General features: G+C 68.2%; 20 protein-coding genes. 9 read left to right on the forward strand and 11 right to left on the reverse strand.

The genetic code is table 11. The features are described 5' to 3' along the window. Nucleotides 1-549 (forward strand): hypothetical protein, encoded by a 549-nt coding sequence (locus ACYVKL_RS36255; RefSeq protein ID WP_379172917.1) that lies wholly within the window; start codon nucleotides 1-3, stop codon nucleotides 547-549. 161 nt (nucleotides 550-710) lie between these two features. On the opposite strand, the gene ACYVKL_RS36260 is transcribed toward ACYVKL_RS36255, so the two are convergent. Beyond that, on the reverse strand, nucleotides 711-1,280 hold the full coding sequence (locus tag ACYVKL_RS36260) for a class I SAM-dependent methyltransferase (protein WP_379172919.1): 570 nt from the start codon (nucleotides 1,278-1,280) through the stop codon (nucleotides 711-713). 55 nt (nucleotides 1,281-1,335) lie between these two features. On the opposite strand from ACYVKL_RS36260, the gene ACYVKL_RS36265 reads away from it, so the two are divergent. Together ACYVKL_RS36265 and ACYVKL_RS36270 are read left to right on the forward strand one after the other, a co-directional pair. Beyond that, nucleotides 1,336-2,103 (forward strand): AraC family transcriptional regulator, encoded by a 768-nt coding sequence (locus ACYVKL_RS36265; RefSeq protein ID WP_379172921.1) that lies wholly within the window; start codon nucleotides 1,336-1,338, stop codon nucleotides 2,101-2,103. A gap of 30 nt (nucleotides 2,104-2,133) precedes the next feature. After that, nucleotides 2,134-2,433: a DUF1905 domain-containing protein gene (locus tag ACYVKL_RS36270; protein ID WP_213556598.1), complete on the forward strand. Its 300-nt coding sequence runs from the start codon at nucleotides 2,134-2,136 to the stop codon at nucleotides 2,431-2,433. 10 nt (nucleotides 2,434-2,443) lie between these two features. Here ACYVKL_RS36270 and ACYVKL_RS36275 read toward each other — a convergent pair whose 3' ends face one another. Continuing rightward, a complete protein-coding gene (locus ACYVKL_RS36275) occupies nucleotides 2,444-4,156 on the reverse strand; it encodes a DEAD/DEAH box helicase (protein WP_246597933.1) in 1,713 nt (570 codons plus the stop codon). Nucleotides 4,157-4,278: 122 nt separating this feature from the next. Between ACYVKL_RS36275 and ACYVKL_RS36280 the strand changes: the two genes are divergently transcribed. Next, complete coding sequence (locus ACYVKL_RS36280) at nucleotides 4,279-5,286, forward strand: YihY/virulence factor BrkB family protein (protein WP_379172924.1); 1,008 nt, start codon at nucleotides 4,279-4,281, stop codon at nucleotides 5,284-5,286. A 19-nt stretch (nucleotides 5,287-5,305) separates the two neighbouring features. On the opposite strand, the gene ACYVKL_RS36285 is transcribed toward ACYVKL_RS36280, so the two are convergent. Genes ACYVKL_RS36285 through ACYVKL_RS36295 form a run of 3 tightly spaced genes read right to left on the reverse strand, consistent with a single transcriptional unit; the run spans nucleotide 5,306 to nucleotide 9,407 of the window. Beyond that, a complete protein-coding gene (locus tag ACYVKL_RS36285; RefSeq protein WP_379172926.1) occupies nucleotides 5,306-7,273 on the reverse strand; it encodes an acetoacetate--CoA ligase in 1,968 nt (655 codons plus the stop codon). Continuing rightward, nucleotides 7,270-8,031 (reverse strand): 3-hydroxybutyrate dehydrogenase, encoded by a 762-nt coding sequence (locus ACYVKL_RS36290; RefSeq protein ID WP_379172928.1) that lies wholly within the window; start codon nucleotides 8,029-8,031, stop codon nucleotides 7,270-7,272. The genes ACYVKL_RS36285 and ACYVKL_RS36290 overlap by 4 nt, the downstream gene beginning before the upstream one ends. Next, nucleotides 8,028-9,407 (reverse strand): MFS transporter, encoded by a 1,380-nt coding sequence (locus ACYVKL_RS36295; protein ID WP_379172930.1) that lies wholly within the window; start codon nucleotides 9,405-9,407, stop codon nucleotides 8,028-8,030. Before ACYVKL_RS36295 ends, ACYVKL_RS36290 begins: the two co-directional genes overlap by 4 nt. Before the next feature lie 124 nt (nucleotides 9,408-9,531). Between ACYVKL_RS36295 and ACYVKL_RS36300 the strand changes: the two genes are divergently transcribed. Then, complete coding sequence (locus ACYVKL_RS36300) at nucleotides 9,532-10,467, forward strand: LysR family transcriptional regulator (RefSeq protein ID WP_379172932.1); 936 nt, start codon at nucleotides 9,532-9,534, stop codon at nucleotides 10,465-10,467. 25 nt (nucleotides 10,468-10,492) lie between these two features. Here the strand turns inward: ACYVKL_RS36300 and ACYVKL_RS36305 are convergent, their stop codons facing one another. Both ACYVKL_RS36305 and ACYVKL_RS36310 read right to left on the reverse strand, forming a co-directional pair. Next, complete coding sequence (locus ACYVKL_RS36305; RefSeq protein ID WP_379172934.1) at nucleotides 10,493-10,861, reverse strand: PASTA domain-containing protein; 369 nt, start codon at nucleotides 10,859-10,861, stop codon at nucleotides 10,493-10,495. Between the two features lie 108 nt (nucleotides 10,862-10,969). Next, entirely contained in the window at nucleotides 10,970-11,536 is a 567-nt protein-coding gene (locus ACYVKL_RS36310) for a hypothetical protein (protein ID WP_379172936.1), read from the reverse strand. Between the two features lie 106 nt (nucleotides 11,537-11,642). Here ACYVKL_RS36310 and ACYVKL_RS36315 point away from each other — a divergent pair, with 106 nt between their 5' ends. Both ACYVKL_RS36315 and ACYVKL_RS36320 read left to right on the forward strand, forming a co-directional pair. Next, the gene (locus ACYVKL_RS36315; protein ID WP_379172937.1) at nucleotides 11,643-11,765 is read left to right on the forward strand and encodes a hypothetical protein; all 123 of its coding nucleotides are present in this window, start codon (nucleotides 11,643-11,645) and stop codon (nucleotides 11,763-11,765) included. Nucleotides 11,766-11,902: 137 nt separating this feature from the next. Beyond that, nucleotides 11,903-12,571: a hypothetical protein gene (locus tag ACYVKL_RS36320; RefSeq protein WP_379172939.1), complete on the forward strand. Its 669-nt coding sequence runs from the start codon at nucleotides 11,903-11,905 to the stop codon at nucleotides 12,569-12,571. A 72-nt stretch (nucleotides 12,572-12,643) separates the two neighbouring features. Here ACYVKL_RS36320 and ACYVKL_RS36325 read toward each other — a convergent pair whose 3' ends face one another. The 4 genes from ACYVKL_RS36325 to ACYVKL_RS36340 form a co-directional block, all read right to left on the reverse strand. Continuing rightward, nucleotides 12,644-15,049, reverse strand: coding sequence for a VIT domain-containing protein (locus ACYVKL_RS36325; protein ID WP_379172941.1), 2,406 nt, complete (start codon nucleotides 15,047-15,049; stop codon nucleotides 12,644-12,646). Continuing rightward, nucleotides 15,046-15,582: a MerR family transcriptional regulator gene (locus tag ACYVKL_RS36330; protein WP_379172943.1), complete on the reverse strand. Its 537-nt coding sequence runs from the start codon at nucleotides 15,580-15,582 to the stop codon at nucleotides 15,046-15,048. Before ACYVKL_RS36330 ends, ACYVKL_RS36325 begins: the two co-directional genes overlap by 4 nt. Nucleotides 15,583-15,691: 109 nt before the next feature. Further along, nucleotides 15,692-15,880, reverse strand: coding sequence for a DUF397 domain-containing protein (locus tag ACYVKL_RS36335; protein WP_379172945.1), 189 nt, complete (start codon nucleotides 15,878-15,880; stop codon nucleotides 15,692-15,694). Further along, nucleotides 15,877-16,761: a helix-turn-helix domain-containing protein gene (locus ACYVKL_RS36340; protein ID WP_379172947.1), complete on the reverse strand. Its 885-nt coding sequence runs from the start codon at nucleotides 16,759-16,761 to the stop codon at nucleotides 15,877-15,879. The genes ACYVKL_RS36335 and ACYVKL_RS36340 overlap by 4 nt, the downstream gene beginning before the upstream one ends. 209 nt (nucleotides 16,762-16,970) lie before the next feature. On the opposite strand from ACYVKL_RS36340, the gene ACYVKL_RS36345 reads away from it, so the two are divergent. Further along, on the forward strand, nucleotides 16,971-17,171 hold the full coding sequence (locus ACYVKL_RS36345; protein ID WP_379172949.1) for a hypothetical protein: 201 nt from the start codon (nucleotides 16,971-16,973) through the stop codon (nucleotides 17,169-17,171). Between the two features lie 4 nt (nucleotides 17,172-17,175). Then, nucleotides 17,176-17,517, forward strand: a complete 342-nt coding sequence (locus ACYVKL_RS36350) for a hypothetical protein (RefSeq protein WP_379172951.1) — start codon at nucleotides 17,176-17,178, stop codon at nucleotides 17,515-17,517. Nucleotides 17,518-17,541 lie beyond the last annotated feature (24 nt).

A 17,541-nucleotide genomic window follows, 5' to 3' on the forward strand; every position in this document is an offset into this window, starting at 1 on the left:
ATGCCCGACAACGAATTCGGCTACACGGCCTGGGGCAGGGATTGGGTCCGGCTCGCGGAACCGTTGCGCCTCACCAAACCCGAGCCGCTGCTCCCCCGCGCCCGCAGCATCGCCCGCAACAACGGCGTCCGCGTCGAGATCGAGGGCACCGTGGTGCGGGCCCACATCCACCGCGGCAACGAAGCGTCGATCACCCACCTGGAGCTGACGTCCTTCCCCCGCGCCACCATCGACGCCATCGCCGCGGTGGTGCCCGCCGACGCCCTCACCCTCAGCGACGACCTGCACGCCGCCGTCATCGCCGCGGGCATCTCGGTCACCCCCATCCTCGCCGCCACCGACTGCTCCTGCCGCGCCCGCAACGCCCGCTGCCTGCACATGCTCGCCGCCTGCTACGCCGTCGTCCGGCTGATCGACGAAACCCCGTGGCTCGCCCTGGATCTCCAGGGCTACCGCAGCACCCCACCCGCCGAGGCACCGGACACGGCGGTGTCGATATCCCGATGGACCCCCATCGACGCACTCGACCCGGCGACGTTCTTCGGCTGACGGCGACCAGACCCCCGGCCGATCGCGTGAAGCACTGCCGCCGAGTGCGATCGGGCTCCTCCGACGAACGCGTCGAACCCGTTCGGCCGGACGCGGCGAAGTTCCCGGCAGCAGCCCTGACCTCAGCCTTGCCCGCGATGTGGCCCGGGTGACGACCGGCGCTACGCGGGGCGGCGGGCGCGGAAGCGGAAGTAGGTTGCGGCGGAGTGGACTTCGACGTCGGTGAGACCGGCGCGGGTGAGGCGGGCGGTCATGGTGGCCGGTGGCACCGGGACGCAGGTGTCGCCGAGATGGATGAGGCGGAAGGTGGGGCGGTCCAGACCGTCGCTGCCGGCGAACACGCCGCCGGGGCGGAGGACTCGGAACGCCTCGGCGAAGAGGTCGTTCTGGAGGGCGGGCGTCGGGACGTGGTGCAGCATGGTGAAGCTGACCACGGAGCTGAATTCGGTGTCGGGCAAGGGCATCGCGGTGGCGTCACCCTCGATGACGCGCAGCTGATCGGATTTGCGGGTGCGCAGGCGCGCGGCCAGCGCGGGGTCGATCTCCAGGCCGGTGAGCGCCGGGACGCGGGCGCGCAGCGTGGCCACGTTCGCGCCGTAGCCCGGGCCGACCTCGAGGGCGTTGTCACCGAGGTCGAGACCCTTCAGCGCCCACGGCACGATCTGGGTGGCGCTGGCGCGTTCCCACTGGCTCGAGCGGCAGAGATGCTGATGAAAGTAGTTCATGCCCATGGGTTCAACGCTAGGGCGGGCACAGTGTGACCGCGAGAGACTATGGTGACAGATCATGTCGCCAAACGGCCAAACCCAGGTTCTCGCGCCGCCCTCGGGGCCGACGGCCATGGTGTTCGGGCTCGGAACCCTGCCCTCCGGTTACTGGTTCGACGAGCACCAGCACCCGCAGCATCAAATCGCCTGGGCCGCACAGGGAGTGCTGACCGTTCAGACGCCGGGCGGGCACTGGGTGCTGCCGCCGACCCGCGCACTGTGGATTCCCGGCGGGACCGTCCATCGCACCGGCACCCTCGAAGGCGCGATCATGCACGGGATCTTCCTGACCCCGGAGCGATCACGGGTGGACTACCCGGCGCCCGTGATGCTCCGGGTCGACCGCCTCATGCACGAATTGTTCCTGCACCTCACCGCGACCACCACCACCGACGCCCAGCGCGAGCGCGCCGAGGCGGTGGTGTTCGACCTGCTCGATCCGGTGCAGGTGATCCCGATCGGCGCACGCACACCCGAGGAGCCGCGCACCCGCCGCGTCGCCGAGCTGCTCCGCGCCGACCCCGCAGACCAGCGCACCCTGGCCGAGCTGGCGGACGCGGTCGCCACCAGTCCGCGCACGCTGGCCCGGGGCTTCCTGGCCGAGACCGGAATCACCTTCGGCCGGTGGCGAACCCAGCTCCGCCTGGCCGCTTCTCTGCCGCTGCTGGCGGCGGGCCTGCCGGTGGCCCGGATCGCGGCTCGTGTCGGCTACGCCACCCCGAGCGCCTACGTCGCCGCCTTCCACCGCGAGGTCGGCGTCTCCCCCGCCCGCTACTTCACCGGCTGATCTGTCGGACCCCGCGGTTATCGTCGGGTCATGGCGAAGTCCACGTATACCTTCACCGCTGAGCTCTGGGAGTGGGAGGCTCAGGCCGCGTGGCATTTCGTGAGCCTGCCCGAAGCGGTCACCGACGAGATCGACGAGCTGTACGGCCACACCTCGAGCGGATTCGGTTCGGTCAAGGTGAAGGTCACCGTGGGCGCCAGTCGTTGGTCGACATCGATCTTCCCGGCCCGCAAGGAAGGCACATACATCCTGCCGGTGAAGAAGGCCGTGCGGACAGCCGAAGGGCTGTCCGCGGGCGATCCCGTCGAGGTGGAGCTACAGATCGTGTGAGCCTGGCCGCTCAGACGCGGCGCAGGCTGGCGATCCGCTGAGCGAGCTGGTCGGCGGTGGCCAGAGCCGTTGGCGGGCCCCCACATTCGCGGCGCAGGTCGCCGTGGATGACGCCGTGGGGTTTGCCGGTGCGGTGGTGGTGCATGGCAACCAGGCTGTTGAGTTCGCGGCGCAGCTCGGAGAGCCGGTCTGCGGTGGCGGCGCGTTCGGCGGCCGCCTCCACGCCGGCCCCGGACGGGCGAGCCTCGGCGGCGGCGGTGCGGTCCTGGAGCTGACGCGACTGGCGTTCGCGCAGCAGGGCGCGCATCTGGTCGGCGTCGAGCAAGCCCGGGATGCCGAGGTAGTCGGCCTCCTCGTCGCTGCCGGAGAAGGTGGCGGTGCCGAACGAGTCGCCGTCGTAGATGACCTGGTCGAGCTCGGCGTCGGCGGCCAGGGCGATGAACTTCTTCTCCTCCTCGCCCGGCTCGTCCTTCTGCTTGTTGGCGTCGATCAGCAGCTCGTCCTCGAGCCCGTTCGCCTCCCGGTGCGGCTTGCCGATGACGTGGTCACGCTGCAACTCCAGCTGGGCGGCCAGATCCAGCAGCACCGGCACCGAGGGCAGGAACACACTCGCGGTCTCACCGGTCTTGCGGGCACGCACGAAACGGCCGATGGCCTGCGCGAAATACAGCGGGGTCGAGGCGCTGGTGGCGTACACGCCGACCGCCAGGCGCGGCACGTCGACGCCCTCGGACACCATGCGCACCGCGACCATCCAGGGATCGGTGTTCTCGCTGAACTCGCCGATGCGGCTGGAGGAGTCGGGATCGTCGGAGAGCACGATGGTCGGCTTGGTGCCGGAGATGTGTTCCAGCAGTTCGGCGTAGTCGCGCGCCTTCTCCTGGTCGGTGGCGATGACCAGGCCGCCGGCGTCGGGCATGCCGGTCGCGCGCAACTGCCGCAGCCGGGTGTCGGCCGCGGTGAGGACCTTCGACATCCAGTCGCCGGCCGGGTCCAGGGCGGTGCGCCAGGCGCGCGCGGTCTGCTCGGCGTTGAGGGGCTCACCCAGGCGGGCCGAATACTCCTCGCCCGCGCTGTCGCGCCAGTGCGCCTCACCGGAATAGGCGAGGAAGACCACGGGTCTGACGACGCCGTCCGCGAGCGCCTCGGAGTAGCCGTAGGTGTGGTCGGCGCGCGACTTCTCGAACCCGGACTCGTCGGCCTCGTAGGTGATGAACGGAATCTTGGAGTCGTCGCTGCGGAACGGGGTTCCGGTCAGGTGCAGGCGGCGGGTGGCGTCGCTGAACGCTTCTTCGACCGCCTCACCCCAGCTCTTGGCGTCACCGGCGTGATGGATCTCATCCATGATCACCAGCGTTTTGCGGTTCTCGGTGCGCACCCGGTGCTTGAACGGATGCGACGCGATCTGCGCGTAGGTCACCACCACGCCGTGATAGTCCGACGAAGTGGAACCGGTCGAGTTGGAGAAATTCGAATCCAGCTGGATGCCGGTACGCGCGGCCGAGGCCGCCCACTGATGCTTGAGGTGCTCGGTCGGCGCGACCACCGTCACCTGGTCGACCGTGCGATCGTTGAGCAGCTCGGCCGCCACCCGCAACGCGAAGGTCGTCTTACCCGCGCCCGGCGTGGCGACGGCGAGGAAGTCCCGTGGCTTGGCCGTCAGATACTTCGTCAGTGCCCTGCGTTGCCATGCACGTAGCGAACCGCCACCACCCGAAGTCACTCGGAAGAGATTAGCGAGTACGACCGACTGCTTTCCAATCCGACACAGCCCCGTCGAGTGCCGCACGACACATTGCGGGTCCCATCCCATTCGAAGCCCTGGTAGGCGATGCTTGGACCACGATGAACGCGCACGACGAATCTCCGCAACACGCCGACGCGTCCGCACCGGGCACACCCGTCGTGCTCGCCGCTACCCGATGGGGCCGCATCCGGCAGCTCGTCACGCATGTCGCGGTCAAGGCGTGGGCCGACTCGATCTTCGCCAAATCCGCCGCGGCCGCCTTCTGGCAGACGCTGTCGCTGGCCCCGCTGCTGCTGGGTCTGCTCGGCAGCCTGGGCTACGTCGGGCACTGGTTCGGGCCGAACACCGTGAACATCGTGCAGTCCAAGATCGTGAGTTTCGCGCGTAAGGCGTTCAGCCCGAGCGTGGTCGACACGCTGGTCCAGCCGACCGTGAACGATGTGCTGCAGCGTGGGCACGGCGGGGTGGTGTCGGTGGGGTTCGTGTTGTCGCTGTGGGCCGGGTCCTCGGCGATGGCCACCTTCGTCGACGCCATCACCGCCGCGCACGGGCAGGCGACCGCGCGACACCCGGTCTGGCAGCGGATCTTCGCGCTGCTGCTCTATGTCGGCTTCCTCGTCGTCGCGGTGCTGATCCTGCCGTTGATCGCGCTGGGCCCGACGCTGATGGGCCGGGTGCTCCCGCATGGGTGGCGGGAGCCGGGGCTGCGGCTGATCGACGCCTTCTACTATCCGGGCACCGGTCTGCTGCTCATCGTCGGGCTGACCTTCCTCTACAAGACGGCCCTGCACCGCACCCTGCCGTGGCATCGGCTGTTCGGCGGCGCGCTGGTCGCGGGCGTCTTCTTCATGGCCGCCAGCGAGGGGCTGCGCCGCTACCTGGCCTGGGTCACCCGCACCGGCATCTCCTACGGCGCGCTGGCCACCCCGATCGCGTTCCTGCTCTTCACCTTCTTCCTAGGTTTCGCGATCATCCTCGGCGCGGAGTTCAACGCCAGCGTCGAGGAGTTCTGGCCCGCCCGCGCCACCCGCATGGACCAGCTGCGCCACTGGTGGCAGTCCCGTAAGCCGGCCGAGCCCGCATCGAGTGGTCCGGTAGGCGAGTGATCGAAGCGGGCGGACTGTCCTACGCGGGCCGCAGCGCCGCGAACCAGTCCAGCAGTTCCGGTCGGTCGACGGCCCCGCGCGCAACGACCTCGGCGGGATCTCCGCCCTGGAACAGCTTCTTCAGCGGGACCTCGAGCTTCTTGCCGGTCCGGGTGTGCGGGATGCCCGGGGCGGCGATGATCTCGTCGGGTACGTGCCGCGCCGAGAGTTCGCTGCGGATAGCCGTATTCACGCGATGACGTACCTCGTCGGTCAACTCGACGCCCTCGGCGAGCACGACGAACAACGGCATCCAGTAGCCGCCTCCCGGCTGCTCGATGCCGAGCACCAGCGCCTCTGCGATCTCGGGCAGGCCGCTCACGGCCTGGTAGATGTCGGCGCTGCCCATGCGAATCCCATTGCGGTTCAGGGTGGAATCCGAACGCCCGTGCACGATCACACTGCCGCGCTCGGTGCGGGTGATCCAGTCGCCGTGCCGCCACACGCCGGGGTAGACGTCGAAGTAGGCCTCGCGGTATCGGACGCCGTCAGGGTCGTTCCAGAATCGCAGGGGCATCGAGGGCATGGGTTGGGTGATCACCAACTCCCCCACCGCACGCCGCGCCGGACGGCCGTTTTCGTCCCAGGCGTCCAGCGCCACACCGAGATAGGGCGCCGACAGCTCACCGGGCCAGACCGGCACCGTCCGCACGCCGCCGAAGAAAGCCGACACCACATCGGTGCCGCCGCTGATCGAGGACACCGACACGTGCTCACCCACGGTGTCGCGCACCCAGAGTGAGGACGACGGCGGCAGCGCCGCACCCGTGACGCCCACCGACCGCAGGGCCGACAGGTCGTGGTCACGACCGGGCACCGAACCGGCCTTCTCGCAGGCAAGCAGATATCCGGGGCTGGTGCCCACCACGGTCGCGCGGGTACGGGCCGCCAACTGCCACAGCCCGTCCGGCGCGGGGTGGGCGGGGCTGCCGTCGTAGCAGACGATGGTTGCCCCGACCAGCAACCCGGCGACCTGATAGTTCCACATCATCCACGACGGGCTGGCGTACCAGAAGAAGGTGTCCTCGGGCCCGATATCCGATTGCAGGGACAGCGATTTCAGGTGTTCGAGCAGCACCCCGCCGTGCCCGTGCACGATCCCCTTCGGCTTTCCGGTGGTGCCGGAGGAGTACAGGACCCACAGCGGATGGTCGAAATCCACTGCCACCGTATCGATTCCGCATCCGGCATCCTCCATCGAGGCGGCGCTGTCCCAGGTCAACGCGCCGGGCACGCCGTGCCCGAGCCGGGAGACGGCCACGGTCGCCCGCAGGGACGACAGTCCGGCGCGCAACGCGGCGACCTCGTCCCGTTTGTCGTGCGCTCTGCCCGCGTACCGGTAGCCGTCCGCGGTGATCAGCACGGCCGGCTCCAATTGCCCGAGCCGATCCAGCGCGGCCTGCGCGGAGTAGTCCTGCCCACAGACGCTCCAGATCGCGCCGATGCTCGCGGTGGCGAGGAAGGCGATCACCGTCTCGGCGATATCGGGCAGGTACCCGGCCACCCGATCCCCGGGCCCGACACCGAGCGTGCGCAACGACCGGGCGAGAGCTGCTGTGCGCGTGAGCAATTCCGACCAGGACAGCTCGCGCGGCGCGGACTCCTCATGCAGCGCCACGATGGCCGGGCGGTCGGCGCATGCCTGCCGCACCACCTGGTCGACGTAATTGACCGTCGCGCCCGGGAACCAGCGGGCGCCCGGCATCGAGTCGTCGGCCAGCGCCACACCGGGCGCCTCGCCGAGCTCGAACCAGTCCCACACCGCCCGCCAGAAACCGGGCAGATCGTCGACCGACCACTGCCACAGCGCCCGATAGTCGGGCAACTGCACGCCGGTGCGCGCCGTCACGAACCGCGCGAACCGGGTGATCTGCGCGCCCTCGATGACGTCGGGGCTCGGTGTCCACTGCGGCTCGTGGCCCGCCGCCGGTGTGAAGATCCCCGTCATCGCGCGCTCCATCCACCGTCCATGGTGTACGAAGCGCCGGTCACCATGCCCGCCATAGCGGAGGTGAGCCAGCCGACCAGCGAGGCGACCTCCTCCGGTTCGACGAGCCGTTTGATCGCGCTCTCGGTGAGCATGATGGTCTGCACCACCTCCTGCTCGGCGATCCCGTGGGCCTTGGCCTGATCGGCGATCTGCTTGTCTACCAGGGGAGTCCGCACATATCCCGGATCGACGCAGTTGCTGGTGATCCCGAACGGGCCGCCTTCCAGCGCCGTCACCTTGGACAGGCCCTCGAGGGCGTGCTTGGCCGTCACGTACGCGGACTTGAAGGCCGAGGCGCGCAGACCGTGCACGGAGGAGACATTGACGATCCGCCCGAACCGCTGCCGCTGCATGTGCGGCAGGGCGGCGCGGGTGAGCAGGAACGGCGCCTCCACCATGAGCGCGAGCATGGTCCGGAAGCGCTCGGGCGGGAATTCGGTGATGGGAGCTACGGTTTGGACGCCGGCATTGTTGACCAGGATGTCCACCTCCAGTTCCAGGTGCTCCAGGGCGGCGACCTCGGACAGGTCGACTTCCCAGGCGGTACCGCCGATCTCGGCGGCCACCGTCTCGGCGGCCACCCCGTCGATGTCGGCGACCCGCACCGCGGCGCCGCGACCGGCCAGTTCACGCGCGCACGCCGCGCCGATTCCGCTCCCGCCGCCGGTGACCAGCGCGGTGCGCCCGCGTAGGTCGCCGTCGCCGCCCGGGTTCATGCGTTCACCGGCTTCGCATCAGCCTGCGGCGCGGTCTCTTCCGCGTCGGCGCGGTCGACGGCTTCGAGGTCGAGGCCCTTGGTCTCCTTCGCGCACAGCACCGCGATCACCGTCACCGCACACGCCGCGGCCAGGTACACCGCGATCGGCACCGCGGACTTGTAGACGTCGAGCAGCTTCACCGCGATGATCGGCGCGACCGAGCCCGCCACGATGGAGGTCACCTGATAGCCCAGAGACACACCGGAATACCGCATGCGGGTGGGGAACATCTCGGCCATGATCGCCGGCTGCGCCGCGTACATGAAGGCGTGGAACACCAGCCCGACGATGATGGCGAGCAGGATCAGGGCGTTGTGCTTGGAATCCATCAGCGCGAATCCGAAGAAGCCCCAGGTTCCCGCCGCCAGCGCGCCGATGAGATAGATCGGTTTGCGCCCGTATCGGTCACTGAGCCGTCCGGCCAGTGGAATGACCGCGAAATGCACTGCGTGCGCGGCCAGTAGCCACCACAGGATCACCTTGGTGTTCGCACCCACGTGCACCTTGAGATAGGTGATGGAGAAAGTGACGACCAGGTAGTACATGATGTTCTCGCCGAAGCGCAGACCCATGGCCGTGAACACGCCGCGCGGGTACCGCTTCAGCACCTCGAACGGGCTGAACGAGGCCGCCTTCTCCTGCTCAGCCTGTTGTTGCGCCGCAAGGAAAATGGGCGCGTCGGTGATCTTGCTGCGCACGTAGTAGCCGATCAGCACGACCACGGCCGAGAGCCAGAAGGCGACCCGCCAGCCCCAGGACAGGAACGCCGCGTCCGACAGCGATGTGGTCAGCACCAGCAGCACGAGGGTGGCGACCATGTTCCCGAGCGGTACCGCCGCCTGCGGCCAGGACGACCAGAAGGCGCGCCCGCGACTGGGACTGTGCTCGGCCACCAGCAGCACCGCCCCGCCCCACTCGCCGCCGATGGCGAAGCCCTGGATGAACCGCAGCGTCACCAGCAGTACGGGAGCCAGGTAGCCGACCTGTCCGAAAGTCGGCAGACAGCCCATCAGGAAGGTGGCCGCGCCGACCAGCACCAGGCTCAGCTGCAGCAGCTTCTTGCGGCCGTGCCGATCGCCGAAGTGCCCGAACACGATTCCGCCGATGGGCCGCGCGGCGAAGCCGACCGCGTAGGTGACGAACGCGGCCAGGATGGCATCCAGATCGCTGGTCCCCTTGGCGAAGAACACCTTGTTGAACACCAACGTGGCCGCGGTGCCGTAGAGGAAGAACTCGTACCACTCCACGACGGTCCCGGCCATGGAGGCCGCCACCACCCTGCGGAGTGCGGCGGGGCCGGTACCGGCCTGCCGCACCGCTTCTCGGACGCTCATGCCTGATCTCCTTCACGAACGGGCCGTGTTGTGACGCGGCCCACAGAACTGAAAGAGAGTATTCGTGCAGACGAAAGCCGCTGCAATGACCACTTTCGCAACCGATATCTGCAAAGCTGCAGAAATGAGCGTGACCTCCGCCACTCCGAGCCCCGACGATCTTCTGGTGCTGCTGGCGGTCGGTCGCAGCGGTCGCTACGTCTCCGCGGCCGAGGAGCTCGGCATCAACCACACCACCATCTCGCGGCGCATCGCCGCGCTCGAACGGGCTCTGGGCGGACGGGTGCTGGACCGCGGCACGGGCGGATGGGAACTCACCGATCTGGGCCGCGAAGCCCTGCGGGCCGCCGAATCCGTCGAATCGGCGGTCAAATCCCTGACCGGCGCGCGCGGCGTGCGTGTGCTCGAAGGCGTGGTCCGCATCTCGGCCACCGACGGTTTCAGCGCCTATCTGGCCGCCCCGGCGATCGCGGGCGTGCAGCGCCTGCACCCCCGGATCAGCGTCGAGATCGTCACCGGCACCCGGCGCGCGTCGCTCCAACGCTCGGGCCTGGATCTCGAGGTCGTGGTCGGCGAACCACGGCTGCGCCGCGCCGAGGCCGTGCGCCTGGGCGATTACGTGCTCGGCCTGTACGGGTCCCGGGCCTACCTGGCCGAGCACGGCATCCCCGCCTCCGTCGACGACCTGCGGCACCATCCCCTGATCTACTTCATCGACTCCATGCTCCAGGTCGACGATCTGGACCTGGCTTCCGGATTCGCCCCCGCCATGCGCGAATCCATCTCCTCCACCAATGTTTTCGTCCATGTGGAGGCGACCCGCGCCGCCGCCGGCCTGGGACTGCTGCCCTGTTTCATGGCCGACCGGCACGCCGATCTGGTGCGCGTGCTGCCCGACCAGGTCGGCGTCCGCCTCGCCTACTGGCTGGTCTCCCGCGCCGAGACGCTGCGTCGCCCCGAGGTGGCCGCGGTGGTCGAGGCGCTGCGCACACGGGTGCACGCGGAGGCGGACGCCCTCCTGGGCACCATCGGCAATCGGCCGAGCCGGGAGAAGCGCTGACGCGCGGCTACCGCATCAGGTGGAATCAGCAGACCGCGCCGGGATCCCCCGGCTGACTGTGCGGCGGCACGATGCCGCTGGTGCGCACGGTCACCGTCGTGCCCGCTGCGGCCTGGGTCCCCGCCTTCGGATCCTGCGTGCTCACAACACATTCCGACCCGTTCGGCGCGCGCCCGGTACCGTTCGCGAATTTCACGGTGAACCCGGCCGCCTCGAGCGCGGCCTTCGCCTTGGTGGGCCTGTCACCCGAGACGTCGGGCACGACGACGCTGGGAACAGTCGGCAGGCTCGACGTTGTCGCCGCCGCGGAGTTCTCCGGATCACAACCGGCTACCGACAGCGCGGCGAGCGTCACACTGACCGCGGATAGGCACGAAGCGATGGTCTTGCGCATGGAATCCCCCTGGTGTGCAGTACTTCCGGACGATAGTAGCCGACCGCCCACAGTGGATCGTGTTGTGCCGGGCGAGCATTCGCCGCTTCGCCCGGCACGACGGCAACGTCACCGCATCAGTCGCAGCAGCCCGAGTTCCGGTTGGAGCGCACCATCCTGACCCAGCGCCTGGAAGTCGGCCTCCACGGCCGAGCGTTCCAGCACGCCCGCTCGCACCGCGCGATAGCGGACCATCGACCACACGAAGACGTCGAGGTTGTCGAAGCGGGTGCCGGCCTCGACCACCTCCTCCTCGTGAAACCACACGGCCACTTGACCATTGGTGAGCACGACGTACAGGTTGCCGCCGCCGTCGGCGCCGACGGAGTAGACATCGTCGTCGGTCAGTTCGGTGGCGTAGTCGGAATCGAGGATGCCGCAGTCGTTTCCGGCGAAATCGAAGGCGTAGGACCAGTCGAAGATGTCGAGGAACTGGGGCATCCGACCGGATCGGACGCGATCGTCGAACGCGGCCAGCGCGGCGGCGTGGTCGTCGTCCAGTCGCTCCAGAAACGGTGCGACCGAGCGGGATTCCTCGGGGACCCGCACGGGTTCCACGTCGGGGAACCAGCGCGCCAGATCGTTGTCGAGGTCGCGATCGATATAGCCGACCAGGTCGGCGGCGGTAAGACTCACGCCGGGGATTGTAGGGCGAGCGGTCCGACAGGACGGGGTGGAATCGAGCCGTCATCGAGCAGGGCTCGATTCTTGATTCCCCGCGCGCAGCGCGCGACGATGGCTGATGAAGTACGACCGCCTGGACGAGATGCTGGGGTTGCTCGACAACAACACCTGCATGCTCGAGGTGATTCAGGACGAGCTGCTCGGTGCGGACGAGCCCGCGCGGGTCGAGGGGGGCGAATAGCCCGAGAGCTTCCCACACGTCGAGTGCGTGATCGATGTGGCAGTCCCGGTCACTGAGACCGCCCGGTCATCGCTGCAAAGTCTGAGTTACCGTTCAGTACGCAGGATGATCCACATCACACCACGGTTAGCGAAGCTATGAAACTGACGTATCTGCTGTGGGGGGCCGAACTGAAGACCAATCTGCACGACGGTGAATTGCGCAGGGCCCTGGCCCGATGCGGGGTCAGCGAATTACAGGTCAATATCCGCGACGAGTATGTGGCCGGGGCCGAACTCTGGTTCTGCACCTACGACACCCCCGTCGACGCCATTGTCACGGTGCGCGGCGTCGAGGAGCCCGATCACATCGCCGCCCTGCTGCGGCCCCTCGCCGATCGAATCGAAGGCTTCCTCGTCGACGAGCTCACCCCGCTGCCCCCGCCCCGCGCCGACAGCGGCAGCCGCGCGGAAGCCTTGTCCCGCATCGCGATCCTGCGAATCCCCTCGCACATGACACGGGAGCAATGGCTGGAAAGCTGGATCGGCGACCACACCCCGGTCGCCCTCGCCAATCAGGCCAGCCTGGCATACATCCAGAATCCGGTGCTGGCCCCCATGACCCCCGGCGGCCGAGTCGACGCCATCGTCGAGGAACTCTTCCCCATGGCCGCCATGTCCGACCCGCACGCCTACTGGGGCTCCGACGGCGACGACGCCGAACTGGAACGCCGCTGCACCCGCATGCTCGACAGCATCTCCCGCTTCGGCGCCGACCGCGACCTCGACGTGATCCCCACCAGCCGCTACGTCTACTCCCTGCGCTGACTCCACCCGAGAATCGTTCAACCGTGCCCGAATCGGAGGCCTGGTCGACCTGATGCGGGCGCGGTCGCGCGCTCACTGCCAGAACTCGCGGCGCGGCTTTCCCGGCGGAGGCGAGGCAAGTTCCGTACGCAGACTTCGGATTTCGCCGACAGTTGTTCCGACGGCGGTCGCGTCTCCGATGGTCAGTGCCGCGGCCAGGCGGCGCAGGGCTTCGACCAGGTCCACGGGAGCACCGACGGTATGGAGTAGGTCGGCGAGTTCGGTCGCGACCACCGGGTCGGGTGCGTCGAGCAGGGCGCGCAGCCGGTCGATGAAGGGGAGGACGACATCCGGTATGGATGTGTTTGCCGACTTGGACTCCGACCTCGCTCGGCGGCGGCCGAAGAGGCGGCGCTGCCCATCGGAGGGCAGCGATCCCGGCTCCGGCCGACGCGCGTGTTGCGTGAAGGGCGCAGCGGGGAGCGGCGCACCCGCCAGGGGCGCCGAACGTGGAGCACTGGCCTGGGGCGGCGGCGAACCGTAGGCAGCCGCGGGCGCTGCCGGGTAGGCGCTCCCGGGTGCCGACACGGAACGCCCCCGCATGGCGTTGATTTCGACATGCGGGGTGGCGAGCATGTCCCAGCCGTCCGCGGCTTCGACCGGCTGCACGACCGTCTGCTGCCCACCGATCGTCTTGCGACTGCGGTCGACCGCGATGAACGCCGTGAACCGACTCAATACGCCATGGGCCAAGGAGAATTCGACGATCCGGGCGGGGAGGACCTGCCCGGTTCCGGCGGCATAGGCATCCTCCAGGTCGCGGAGCCGAGCCCGCGCCCAGACGGCGCGAACCGCCTTGTCGTCGGAGCGGGTGGGGGTGAGAGTGATGGAGAAGGGTTCGCCCGCGGCGGTTTCGGCTCGCACCGTCACGGTGCTGACGGCTCCCTCGACCCGGCCGCCGAGGAGCAGCGGCGCGCCCTCGAACAGATCACTGTGCGCCGGAGCCGGATCGGTGACCGCGTGACCGTCGACCTCCACGACGACATCGGTCAGGATCGGCGGGGCGATCCGGCGATGAATGCCGGTGAGCACCTCATCGAGCCGGTCCTCGGTTTCCACGAGTTCGCAACGGCCCGCGCCGGCGTCGGCCAGCCGCTGCAGGAAGCCCGCGTTGACGGCCCGGTCGATACCGAGAGTGAAGACACGAGTTCCGTTGATACGTGGGCTGATTCGCGCCAGTACTCGGTCTTCGTCGCCCACCTGCCCGTCGGTGACCAGGACCAGAATACGATCGCGGCCTTCGTCGACGCGCAGGAGATCGGCGCATTCCTCGAGCGGACCGGCGAGTTCGGTGCCGCCGCGCGCCTCGAGTCCCGCCAGCCAGCCGACAGCCGCGAAACGATTCCGGTCCAGGGCGGGGACGAGCCCGCGATCCAGGCCGGTCGGGTGTTCGGCCATGTGATCGAAAGCCAGTACCGCGAAGCGATCCCGATCGGTGAGGGTATCCACGACCCGGGCCGCGGCCCGGCGCGCTGCCACCATCTTCCAGCCGTCCATGGAACCCGAGCGATCGAGCAGCACGACCACGTCGCGGTCGCGTCGCGCGGCCGCGGTGGCCACCGCGGGAACAAGGGTGACCTGGATGGTGTCCTCGGCGAGGACGGCGGCGCATCCGAGCTCCACACCACTACCGAACGCCAGGCGCAGGACGACATCGCGATTCAGTCGTTCGCCGGGATGCAGGCGGACCGTTGTGGTCCCACCCTCGGTGTCCGTCGCCACGGCGTGCAGGCTGGAGCGGACCGCTACCGGACCGAGCCCCGCCGAGTCGATGGTCGCGGTCAAAGACAGTGCGACAGGCGAGGATTGGCCGGGCAACAGCACGGGCGGGGTGATGCGGCTCGCGTCGGGCACGGCATCGGTGTCGAGGGCGGTACCGGCGCCGACGGACGGACCGTCCAGCGGTGTGCCCGGGATGTAGCGGGGCGGGACCACGAGCGGGAAGCGCAGGGTCGCCTCACCACCGTCGACCGGCAGTGGACCGGTCAGTACCAGGGTGAGCGCGGCCTCCTCCCCCGGTTGCAGGTTGCCGACCGTCGTGGTGAAGACCCCGGACCGGTCCTCCTCGGCGAGCGCGGCGCGATGACCGCCGGCAATGGCCTGGTCATACGTGTCTCGGGCCGCTTGACGTTCCTGGAGAACGCCCTCGATCCGGCGACCGGCCAGATCGGCGGTGAACTCGGTGACCGCGGCACGATCGGGCAGCGGAAAGATGTACACCGCTTCGATTCCGGTGCCGCGCGTATTGCGGAAGACCTGGCGAACAGTGGTGGTCGCCACCAGACCGACGACGGACACGTGCACATCCATGGCCACCAGCGGCAGTCCATCGCGTTCGCCCGCGCTGCCGCGCAGGACGCCGGTGACGAGCTCGTCGCCGGCGCGCGAGCCCGCGATGCGAGTCAACTCTTCATCGATGACAGTGGGGATGGCGGTCATGGCGTATTCCGTTCTGCGGTAACGAGCCCGCGACTTTCGAGCGTTCGGAGAAGTTCCCGGCCCGCGTGCTGGATGGCCGCGAGATCGTCGGCATCGAGCGTGCGGTCGGGTGTGAACAGCACCGTGCACCCCGGAGCCAGCGGCACACCGACGGACATCTCGGCCAGGGGCGCGACGCTGCGCTGCACCGGGCGCTCGGCCCAGAACCGCTTGCGCGGCCCGGCTTCATCGAGGCGAGCGATGTCCTCGAGCTCGCTATCGGTGCAGCCGATAAGCCGGCGCTGAGCCTGTGCCAGCGTCTCCCCTTCAGCCTGCAACCGTTTGACGGCGATGACCTGTAGTAGATGCCTCCGCTCGTAATACGCGGTCCGCCCCCGTACCTCCGCGGGTCGATCGAGCAATCCGAGCGACCCGTAATAGCGCAACATCCGCACGTCCGGCACCTCCCCCACCTTGCCGTTGGGCGCCTCGATCCCGAGACGCTCCACTGCCGCCGCAGCTTCAGAGGCCAGTTCCGCGATCGTCCACTGCATACTGACACTGTCACATACCAATGTGACAGTGTCAATGTAAATGGCAGACTCCGGTTCTGTCAGCCCAGGTTCGAGCCGTAGCACTTCAGCTCGGGTGGTCGCGGATCGCTCAACCCCGCCACATCCCGCCGGCCAGGAAGGCATCCCACGCGGCCGCCGAGAACCAGAGCTCAGGGCCCGCACCGCAATCCTTGGAATCGCGGACCCCCACCCGGTCGACCGCGTGGCAGACCTCGACGCATTCCTGATCCCCTTGGCTGTGACTGCTCTTGAACCAGATGCCAGGGTTCGCGTTCACGTCTCGTACTCCTTTGCGATCTTCCTCAGCAGCGCTCGGCTGTCCTCGGCATCCAGCGATGCGTCATGAAGCGCGGCCGATACCGCACGATAGCGCTGAATGTCCGTTTCCTTCTGAAGATAGATCTGCGCGGTGAGCACACTCTCGACGTAGACGACCGGAGGCTCCGGACAGCGACCTTTGAGGTCGAGACCGAAGTCGAGGATCACGAACGGTCCCGGCAGCAAGCCCATCGGCATACCGGCGGTGAAGGACAGCACTCGCAGCTCGATCGTGGGCCTGGTTCCGGCATTGGCCAAGTGCCGCAATTGATTCGCCATGATCCGGGGGTTGCCGACGACCCGGCGCAGCGCCGATTCGTGCAGCACCACGTCGAGCCGGACGGGATCGGATTTTCGCGTGATGATCTTTTGCCGTCGCAGCCTCAACTCCACTCGGCGCTCGACATCACAGTCGGACACATCTGTCCGGAAGTTGCGAATCATGGTGCGCGCGTATTCCGGTGTCTGCAGCAACCCCGGCACCAGTTCCTGATACGAGATCAAGTGCCGTGCAGCAGCTTCCAGGCCAACGTAGTGATCGAAGCCGCCCGGCAACAGGTCGCCGTATTCCTGATACCACGTCTTGACCGCAGCCTGCTCGGCGAGCTTCTGCATCGCGGCGGTGTCGTCCGCCGAGCATTCGTAGATCTCGCACAGGTGCCCGATGATTCGGACACGCACCTTGTCGGCGGTGCCCTTCTCGAGCCGGTGCAGTGTGCTCGTTCCGATCTCGACGAGCTTGGCCGCCTGGGCCATCGTCAAACCGACTTCCTCGCGATATTGGCGCAGGAATCGCCCGAGCTGTCGGCGCGGAAGGGTACTGTCCTCGTCGGCCGTCACGGTTACCCCCTGGTACACGGAATATTTGGACCGCAGCGAACGGAATCAGTTTGACACCGTTCCCGGAAATGAACCTGGGTAAATGGCAATTCTCCAGTGGAATTCCAGAACAACCAGGTCCCCCGGTCTCAGGACGTGGTGTCGTTGTCGACACGCTCGTATGGACCACTCACCTGTTTCGTAAATACCTCCATTTCAAGGGGATTCGCATGATGTCAGCCGTGCTCCAGTTGCTCTCGACCATCGTCGCGCTACTCCTGTGCGTCGCCACCGCATGGGGAGTCAGCGTCGACCACACCGAAACCGCAGCCACACTCAGTGATTCGCCGCTGAGTGCGGGCGGCCAACGATTCCACCGCATCCCGCTCGCCAACACCCACCGCCGCCACGGCCGACACCGGGCCGGGTGAGGATATGGACCCGCACGCCCACCGCTCCCCTGATGACCCCGATGACCCCGATGACCCCGAGCAGATCGAACTGCAAGTCATCCAGGACGTACTCGACATGGTGGAGTCCCGGATTCGAGAGCTGGAACGGCGCGGTTGGCGACTGACCGTGCCGCGGTCGCGCATCTACGCCACGGTTCTGCTCGCCGTCGTGGTGAGCGCACGGCAATCACACCGCGTCCCGGCCACATTGGATCGCGCCGCGATTCTGGACGAAATTCTCGACGGCGCGGACCCATTCGACAACCGAGGCCGGCAGCAAGCGATCGAGGACACCATCCGCAGCTACGCCAGTCCAGCAAACTGAACAACAGCCCGTGGGCGGGCAGCC

This window comes from Nocardia tengchongensis, from assembly GCF_054781395.1.

Bases quoted from the DNA above. Each gene is read 5' to 3' on its own strand.
- ACYVKL_RS36265 (WP_379172921.1), top strand. From the start codon at position 1,336: ATGTCGCCAAACGGCCAAACCCAGGTTCTCGCGCCGCCCTCGGGGCCG.
- ACYVKL_RS36270 (WP_213556598.1), top strand. From the start codon at position 2,134: ATGGCGAAGTCCACGTATACCTTCACCGCTGAGCTCTGGGAGTGGGAG.
- ACYVKL_RS36350 (WP_379172951.1), top strand. From the start codon at position 17,176: ATGGACCCGCACGCCCACCGCTCCCCTGATGACCCCGATGACCCCGAT.
- ACYVKL_RS36345 (WP_379172949.1), top strand. From the start codon at position 16,971: ATGATGTCAGCCGTGCTCCAGTTGCTCTCGACCATCGTCGCGCTACTC.
- ACYVKL_RS36330 (WP_379172943.1), bottom strand. From the start codon at position 15,582: ATGCAGTGGACGATCGCGGAACTGGCCTCTGAAGCTGCGGCGGCAGTG.
- ACYVKL_RS36260 (WP_379172919.1), bottom strand. From the start codon at position 1,280: ATGGGCATGAACTACTTTCATCAGCATCTCTGCCGCTCGAGCCAGTGG.
- ACYVKL_RS36315 (WP_379172937.1), top strand. From the start codon at position 11,643: ATGAAGTACGACCGCCTGGACGAGATGCTGGGGTTGCTCGACAACAAC.
- ACYVKL_RS36285 (WP_379172926.1), bottom strand. From the start codon at position 7,273: ATGACGGGGATCTTCACACCGGCGGCGGGCCACGAGCCGCAGTGGACA.
- ACYVKL_RS36305 (WP_379172934.1), bottom strand. From the start codon at position 10,861: ATGCGCAAGACCATCGCTTCGTGCCTATCCGCGGTCAGTGTGACGCTC.
- ACYVKL_RS36295 (WP_379172930.1), bottom strand. From the start codon at position 9,407: ATGAGCGTCCGAGAAGCGGTGCGGCAGGCCGGTACCGGCCCCGCCGCA.
- ACYVKL_RS36280 (WP_379172924.1), top strand. From the start codon at position 4,279: ATGAACGCGCACGACGAATCTCCGCAACACGCCGACGCGTCCGCACCG.
- ACYVKL_RS36325 (WP_379172941.1), bottom strand. From the start codon at position 15,049: ATGACCGCCATCCCCACTGTCATCGATGAAGAGTTGACTCGCATCGCG.
- ACYVKL_RS36255 (WP_379172917.1), top strand. From the start codon at position 1: ATGCCCGACAACGAATTCGGCTACACGGCCTGGGGCAGGGATTGGGTC.
- ACYVKL_RS36300 (WP_379172932.1), top strand. From the start codon at position 9,532: ATGAGCGTGACCTCCGCCACTCCGAGCCCCGACGATCTTCTGGTGCTG.
- ACYVKL_RS36290 (WP_379172928.1), bottom strand. From the start codon at position 8,031: ATGAACCCGGGCGGCGACGGCGACCTACGCGGGCGCACCGCGCTGGTC.
- ACYVKL_RS36320 (WP_379172939.1), top strand. From the start codon at position 11,903: ATGAAACTGACGTATCTGCTGTGGGGGGCCGAACTGAAGACCAATCTG.